This window comes from Streptomyces sp. NPDC002640, from assembly GCF_053592575.1.
Window position 1 is genome coordinate 317,369 of the sequence record NZ_JBSFVZ010000003.1, and the last position, 7,018, is coordinate 324,386.

The window sequence follows — 7,018 nt, forward strand, 5'->3', positions numbered from 1 at the left end:
CTCGGCCCACCCGCCAGACTGGTCGGGTGAATCACGTCATCGCCCTCGATGTGGGCGGCACGGGGATGAAGGCCGCCCTGGTCGACCCCGACGGCCGTCTGCTGCACCAGGCCCGCCGGGCCACCGGCCGGCACCGCGGTCCCGAGGCCGTCGTCGACGACATCCTCGGGTTCGCCGCGGACCTGCACGCCGAGGGCGAGGCCCTCCTCGGCCGGGGCGCCGCGGCGGTCGGTATCGCCGTCCCCGGCATCGTCGACTCCGCACGCGGCGTCGCCGTCTACGCGGCCAACCTCGGCTGGCGGGACGTCCCGCTGCGCACCCTGATCGGCGAGCGGCTGCACGGCATCCCGGTGGCGGTCGGCCACGACGTGCGCTCCGGCGGCCTCGCCGAGGGCCGTGCCGGGGCGGGCCGCGGCGCGGACCGCTTCCTGTTCGTCGCCCTCGGCACCGGGATCGCGGGCGCCATCGGGATCGGCGGCCGGGTGGAGGCGGGCGCCCACGGCAACGCGGGCGAGATCGGCCACGTCGTCGTGCGCCCCGGCGGCGCGCCCTGTCCCTGCGGTCAGCGCGGGTGCCTGGAGCGGTACGCCTCCGCCTCCGCGGTCGGCGAGGCCTGGTCCCTGGCCTGCGGGGACCCGCGGGCGGACGCCGCGGACTGCGCCGAGGCGGTGACCCGCGGCGACAAGCGCGCCCAGGAGGTCTGGCAGGAGGCGGTGGACGCCCTCGCCGACGGCCTGGTCACCGGCCTCACCCTGCTCGACCCGCAGCGCCTGATCATCGGCGGCGGCCTCGCCGAGGCCGGGGAGACCCTGTTCGCCCCGCTGCGTGAGGCGGTGGCCTCGCGGATCACCTTCCAGCAGCCGCCCGAGATCGTCCCCGCCGCCCTCGGCGACTCGGCGGGCTGCCTGGGCGCCGGCCTCCTCGCCTGGGACCTGCTCGCCACCGACGCCGGCGCCCCGCGGGCCGCCGGCCCCCACTCCCCCACCCCGGAGGTGCCCGCCCCATGACGACGTCCACCGATCCCGCCGGCTCCCGCACGGTCCTCACCGGCGCCCGGGTCGTGCTGCCCGGCGGCACCGTCCCCGGCGGCCGCGTGGTCGTCGAGGGCGACCGCCTCGCCGACCCGGCCGCCGTGCCCGCGGACGCGCCCGCCACCGAGATCGACCTGACCGGCTGCTGGGTCGTCCCCGGCTTCGTGGACATCCACAACCACGGCGGCGGCGGGGCCTCGTTCACCTCCGGCACCGTCGAGGAGGTCCTGCGCGGAGTCCACACCCACCGCGCGCACGGCACCACCACCCTGGTGGCCTCCACCGTCACCGGCGACCTGGACTCCCTGGCCCGCCGCGCCGGCCTGCTCTCCGAGCTCGCCGAGGACGGCGAGATCGCCGGCGTCCACTTCGAGGGCCCGTTCATCTCCCCCTGCCGCAAGGGCGCCCACTCCGAGGAACTGCTGCGCCACCCCGACCCGTCGGAGGTCCGCAAGCTGGTGGAGGCGGCGCGCGGGCAGGCCCGGATGGTCACCCTGGCCGCCGAACTCCCCGGCGGGATCGAGTCGGTGCGGATGCTGAGCGAGATGGGCGTGATCGCCGCGGTCGGCCACACCGACGCGACCTACGAGCAGACCGTCGAGGCCGTGGACGCGGGCGCGACCGTCGCCACGCACCTCTTCAACGCGATGCCCCCGCTGGGCCATCGCGCCCCGGGCCCGGTCACCGCCCTGCTGGAGGACGAGCGGGTCACCGTGGAGCTGATCGACGACGGCGTGCACCTCCACCCGGGCGCGCTGGGCCTGGCGTTCCGTCACGCGGGCGGACGCCGGGTCGCGTTGATCACCGACGCGATGGACGCCGCCGGGTTCGGCGACGGCCGCTACCTGCTGGGCCCGCTGGAGGTGGACGTGGTCGACGGCGTGGCCCGGCTGACCGAGGGCGGTTCCATCGCCGGCTCCACGCTCACCCTGGACCGCGCCTTCCGACGGGCCGTCACGGAGGACGGCCTGCCGGTGGAGGAGGTGGTCGCGGCCATCTCCTCGACGCCCGCCCGGCTGCTCGGCCTGGACGACCGGATCGGCTCGCTGGAACCCGGCAAGGACGCCGACCTCGTCGTGCTGGACGCGGAGTTCGCGCTGCGCGGGGTGATGCGCAAGGGGGCCTGGGTGGTCGATCCGCGCCGGCGGTGACGCCGCGCCGGGCGAAGACGCCGCACCGCGCGCACCGGACGGACCGTCACCGGGACCGCGCCTGTACCGACTCTGGGCCCCCGCCTCCTCGTTTGGCATGATCGGACCAGAAAGGGCGGCCGGAACCCGGTCGCGTTCGACAGCTGGCGCATCATCGGGGGGAGGCGGACCGGATGATCCTCACGGTCACGCTGAACGCCGCGCTCGACATCACCTACCGGGTCCCGGCACTCCGTCCGCGCACCGGTCACCGGGTGTCGGAGGTCGCGGAACGGCCGGGCGGCAAGGGCGTCAACGTCGCCCGGGTGCTCGCCGCACTCGGGCACCGGGTCACCGTCGCCGGTTTCGCCGGGGGTCCGACCGGCCGCGTCGTGCGGGACCTGCTGGCGTGCACGGCGGGCCCGCTGGAGGACGCGCTGACGCCGGTGGCGGGCAGCACCCGCCGCACCGTGGCGGTGGTCGAACCGGCCGCCGACGACACCACGCTGTTCAACGAGCCCGGCCCGGCGGTCACCGCGGCCGAGTGGGCGGCCTTCCAGGTCGCCTACCGGGACCTGCTGCCCGGCGCGCGGGCGGTCGCCCTCTGCGGCAGTCTGCCGCCGGGCGTGCCGGTGGGCGCGTACGCGCACCTGGTGCGTGAGGCGCGGGCGGCGGGGGTGCCCGTCCTGCTGGACACCTCCGGCGAGCCGCTGCGGCGCGGGGTGGCCGCCCGGCCCGACCTGGTGAAGCCCAACGCCGGGGAACTGGCCGAACTGACCGGCTCGCACGACGCCCCGCAGGCGGCCCGCGACGCCCGGCGGCGCGGCGCGCGGACCGTGGTGGCCTCCCTGGGCGCCCAGGGGCTGCTGGCCGTCGGGCCGGAGGGCCACTGGCGGGCCGTCCCGCCGTGGCCGCTGCGCGGCAATCCGGCCGGGGCCGGGGATTCGGCGGTCGCCGGTCTGCTGTCCGGGCTGGTGGAGGAGCTGGCCTGGCCCGAGCGGCTGGCCCGGGCGACCGCCCTCTCGGCGGCCACCGTGGCCGCGCCCGCGGCCGGCGAGTTCGACCGGGCGCTCTACGAGGACCTGCTCGGCCGGGTCAGGGTCGCCGAGGCGGCGCCGACGGGCTGACGCCGCGGGCGGCCCGAGCGGCCCGAACCGTGCGGAGGCTTCGGGCCGTGCGGGCGGAGCGGGCGGAGCGGGCCGTGCGGGCGGAGCGGGCGGAGCGGGCCGTGCGGGCGGAGCGGGCCGTGCGGGCGGAGCGGGCGGTGCCTCAGGAGAACTTGGGCTCGTCCGCGACCTGGCCCTTGACCAGGCCGAACTGGGCGAGGTTGGCGTTGCAGCCGCTGGGGCAGGACAGGGTGACCGTGTTGGTGCCCTTGTTCAGCTCGACGTAGTTGTAGGTGTACGTCCAGCCCTTGGCCCAGTCGCCCTTCTCGGCGCGCGCGTGGTTCTTCATGTTGAGGTCGGCCGGCGTCCCGTCGTTGACGGTCAGCGTGCCCTTGGTGTCCTCGCCGGGGACGCCGTAGTACGTGAAGAGGGTGTACTGCCCGCCCTCCAGCACGCCGTTGACCGTCCAGGTCACCGAGGAACCGGGCGTGGTGAGGCCGCCCACGTAGGTGCCGCCCTCGGAACCGGCACCCGGGACGTCGCTCGCGGTGACGGCGCCGCCGGCCAGGCCGGTGGAGAGCGAGGCCGCGTCGATCCTGACCGGGTCGAACTCGGACTGCTTCTTGTCCTTGCCGTCGTCGGCGGCCTTGGTCGGCTTCTCCATGCTGGTGACCTCCGGCGACGGGCCGCCGTCCGCGCCGTTGTCGGTGTCGTCGCCACCGGTCATCGCGATGGTGATGCCCACGACCACGGCGGCGACCACGGCCACCGCGCCGATCATCAGGCCCTTGGTGTTGGGACCGCGTCCGCGCCCGCCGCCGCCACCGTGGGAGCGGTGGCCGGGGGCCGCGGGGCCGCCGGGCACTCCGACGGAGCCGAGGGCGGTCGTCTCGGGGGCCTGGTAGTGGGGGTTCGGACGGCCGTAGCCCGGGCCGGCGGGCGGCACGGGCTGCTGCACCGTCTGCTGGGCGCCGTACCGGCGCTCGCCGACGGCCCGCACACGGTTGACCGAGTTCGGGTAGCCGTAGCCGCCCCCGGAGGGCGGCTGGGCCCCGTTGGCCTGCCCGTCGGCGTAGAGGTAGCCGAACGGGTCGTCGTCCTCGGGCGTACTGGCGCCGTTGTTGCCGGACGTCATCCCTTGGTACTCCTCAACAGGTGCGGGGTCAGGTGCGACAGGTGATGTCTTGCGAGCGTACCCGGTGTTTGTAGCCCGAGTGGGTGACACAGATCCCACCGGGAGATGACGGGGCGCTGACCTGCGACTCAACCGGCACGTCTGTGAGTTTTCGGACGTGATCGTTTCTGCACGTACATCCGTTCGTCGGCGGATTTCAGCACTTCCTCCGCCGTCATTCCGCAGTGCGCCCAGCCGATCCCGAAGCTGGCGCCGACCCTCATGTCGCGGCCGTCGACCGTGATGGGCTGCACGATCTCGTTGCGCAGCCGCACCGCGAGGTCCTCGGCGTCGCTCCGGCCGAGGCCGTCGGCGAGCACCACGAACTCGTCGCCGCCGAGCCGGGCCACCGTGTCGCCGTCGCGGACGCCCTGGCTGAGGCGGCGGGCCACCTCGATCAGCACCGCGTCGCCGGCGTTGTGGCCGAAACGGTCGTTGATGCCCTTGAAGCCGTCGAGGTCGCAGAAGAGGACCGCCAGCCCCTTCGCCCCGTCGTCCCGCGCGTCCCGCGGGGCGACCGTGTGCACGTGCCGGGGCTCGCGGACGATGCCGTAGGGGTCGACCGGCACGGGGGCGCGGCTGTGCCCCATGCCCTCGAACGGGTCCGCGCCGCCGCCGTGCTCGTAGGCGGTCAGGCCCGAGCCGCCGCTCTCCTGGCCGTGCTCGAACGGCAGGTCGCGGTACACGCCGCTGTCGTAGGCCGCCTCGTAGGAACCCGCCCCGGAGGCACCCGCCTCGTAGCCGCCCGTCCCGTAGGCGCCTGTCCCGTAGGCGCCTGTCCCGTAGGCGCCGGTCCCGTAGGCGCCCGTCCCGTAGATGCCCACCTCGTGCACACCCGTCTCGACGGGCTCGTCGCCGTAGGCGGCGTCGAGCGACTCGACCACGCCGGCCAGCCGGGACCCCGCGGTGTCCAGCGCGTAGGGCCGGTCGCAGAGCCGGGCGCTCAGCCGGGCCCGCAGCTCCGCGGAGTTCGGCAGGCCGGTGAGGGAGTCGTGCGAGGCGCGGTGGGCGAGCGCCAGCTCCCGGCGCTTGCGCTCCTCGATGTCCTCGACGTGGCTGAGCAGGAACCGCGGCCCGTCGGCGGCGTCGGCGACCACCGAGTTGCGCAGCGACACCCACACGAAGCTGCCGTCCCGCCGGGCCAGCCGCAGCTCGGCCCGGCCGCCGTCGGCGTAGGTCCGGCGCAGCGTCTCGGCGTCCTCGGGGTGGACCAGCTGCTCGAAGGACTGCTTGCAGAGCATGGTGGAGGGGCGGCCCAGCAGCCGGCAGAGGGCGTCGTTGGTGCGCAGTATCCGGCCGTGCTGGTCGCCGCAGCCCATGTCGGCGATGGCCATGCCGGACGGGGCGTACTCGAAGGCCTGCCGGAAGCTCTCCTCGCTGGCCCGCAGCGCCTGCTGGTCGCGCTCCAGGCGGACCAGGGCGCGCTGCATGTTGGAGCGCAGCCGCGCGTTGGCTATGGCGATCGCGGCGTGGAAGGCGTACGTCTCCAGCGCCTCACGGCCCCAGGCGCCGGGGCGGCGTCCGTTGCGCGGCCGGTCCACCGAGATCACGCCGATCAGCTCGGGCTCCACCCCGCGGTCCAGGGTGCCGGGCGCGTACATCGGCGCGATCAGCTGGTCGTCGGGGTGCCACTCGTCCTCGAAGCGGGGCAGCGGGCCGGCGGTGTGCCAGGTCGGGACGTCGTCCTGGAGTTCCCAGACCTCGGTGTGCGGGATGAAGCGGAGCGCGCCCCAGGCCTCGCCCATCAGCAGGCGCCGGTCCCAGGAGTCGCGGGAGCCGGACCGGCCGGTGAGCAGCGCCTCCGCGGCCGTGTTGCCCGCGACGGCGGCGACCACGAGGTCGCTCCGGTCCGGGCGGACCAGGTTGACGCAGGCGAGCTCCCAGCCCAGGCCCTCGACCAGCCCGTCGGCCACGGTCTGCAGGGTGTCGGCCAGGCTGCGCGCCGTGTTCATCCGCGCCATCAGCTGATGCAGCTGCCGCAGAGTCGCAAGGCGGACATACGGTTCCGACTCGGTCTCCATGCTCGCCCTCCCCCCGAGACCTCGCAGCGAATCAAGGGTTGTCTTCGGCGTACTCGTGCAGCTTCCACGCCACTGAATCACAGCGCGCTGCCCCACCGGTACGCAGGGTCAGCAAATTTCTCACGCTGTGAGTCAAGTCACATGTATCACGGGAAACGGGGACAACGTGGGGACAACGATGGCGAACCTTTCGGAATTCCGCGGCGGGCGGGGGCGGTTGGGGCGGGACGAGAGGTCTGGGGTCGGTGGGACCCGTGGGACCGGTGGGAGGGACGGGACCGACGGGACGGCCACGGCGCTCCGAAGCGGTCCCCGGGCCGGGGACCCAGACCCGGGAGCCGGGAACCCGGGCCCGCGCGCGGTCGACCAAGGTCCGGGAGCGCAGGGCCCGGACCCGCGAGCGGTGGACCAAGGCCCGAGCGCGGTGAACCCAGGTCCACGCGTGGTGGACCACGGTCCGGGAGCCGGGAACCCGGGCCCGCGCGCGGTCGACCAAGGTCCGGGAGCGCAGGGCCCGGACCCGCGAGCGGTGGACCAAGGCCCGAGCGCGGTGAAC

General features: G+C 75.2%; 5 protein-coding genes. 3 read left to right on the plus strand and 2 right to left on the minus strand.

Going from position 1 to position 7,018, the window contains the following annotated elements:
• Positions 1–26 precede the first annotated feature (26 nt).
• The 3 genes from ACWD3O_RS06115 (at position 27) to ACWD3O_RS06125 (ending at position 3,288) form a co-directional block, all read left to right on the plus strand.
• The gene (locus ACWD3O_RS06115) at positions 27–1,007 is read left to right on the plus strand and encodes an ROK family protein (RefSeq protein WP_451408393.1); all 981 of its coding nucleotides are present in this window, start codon (positions 27–29) and stop codon (positions 1,005–1,007) included.
• On the plus strand, positions 1,004–2,182 hold the full coding sequence (nagA, locus tag ACWD3O_RS06120; protein ID WP_451414980.1) for an N-acetylglucosamine-6-phosphate deacetylase: 1,179 nt from the start codon (positions 1,004–1,006) through the stop codon (positions 2,180–2,182). The genes ACWD3O_RS06115 and nagA overlap by 4 nt, the downstream gene beginning before the upstream one ends.
• A gap of 173 nt (positions 2,183–2,355) precedes the next feature.
• Positions 2,356–3,288, plus strand: coding sequence for a 1-phosphofructokinase family hexose kinase (locus tag ACWD3O_RS06125; protein WP_451414981.1), 933 nt, complete (start codon positions 2,356–2,358; stop codon positions 3,286–3,288).
• A gap of 142 nt (positions 3,289–3,430) precedes the next feature.
• On the opposite strand, the gene ACWD3O_RS06130 is transcribed toward ACWD3O_RS06125, so the two are convergent.
• Together ACWD3O_RS06130 and cdgB are read right to left on the minus strand one after the other, a co-directional pair.
• Positions 3,431–4,402 carry a carbohydrate-binding protein gene (locus tag ACWD3O_RS06130; protein ID WP_451408390.1) on the minus strand — a complete coding sequence of 324 codons (972 nt, stop codon included), beginning with the start codon at positions 4,400–4,402 and terminating at the stop codon, positions 3,431–3,433.
• Positions 4,403–4,530: 128 nt separating this feature from the next.
• Positions 4,531–6,462 carry a diguanylate cyclase CdgB gene (cdgB, locus tag ACWD3O_RS06135; protein WP_451414982.1) on the minus strand — a complete coding sequence of 644 codons (1,932 nt, stop codon included), beginning with the start codon at positions 6,460–6,462 and terminating at the stop codon, positions 4,531–4,533.
• Between the last annotated feature and the right edge of the window lie 556 nt (positions 6,463–7,018).

Coding starts and splice junctions, on each gene's coding strand:
- ACWD3O_RS06130 (WP_451408390.1), bottom strand. CDS start 4,402: ATGACGTCCGGCAACAACGGCGCCAGTACGCCCGAGGACGACGACCCG.
- cdgB (WP_451414982.1), bottom strand. CDS start 6,462: ATGGAGACCGAGTCGGAACCGTATGTCCGCCTTGCGACTCTGCGGCAG.
- ACWD3O_RS06125 (WP_451414981.1), top strand. CDS start 2,356: ATGATCCTCACGGTCACGCTGAACGCCGCGCTCGACATCACCTACCGG.
- nagA (WP_451414980.1), top strand. CDS start 1,004: ATGACGACGTCCACCGATCCCGCCGGCTCCCGCACGGTCCTCACCGGC.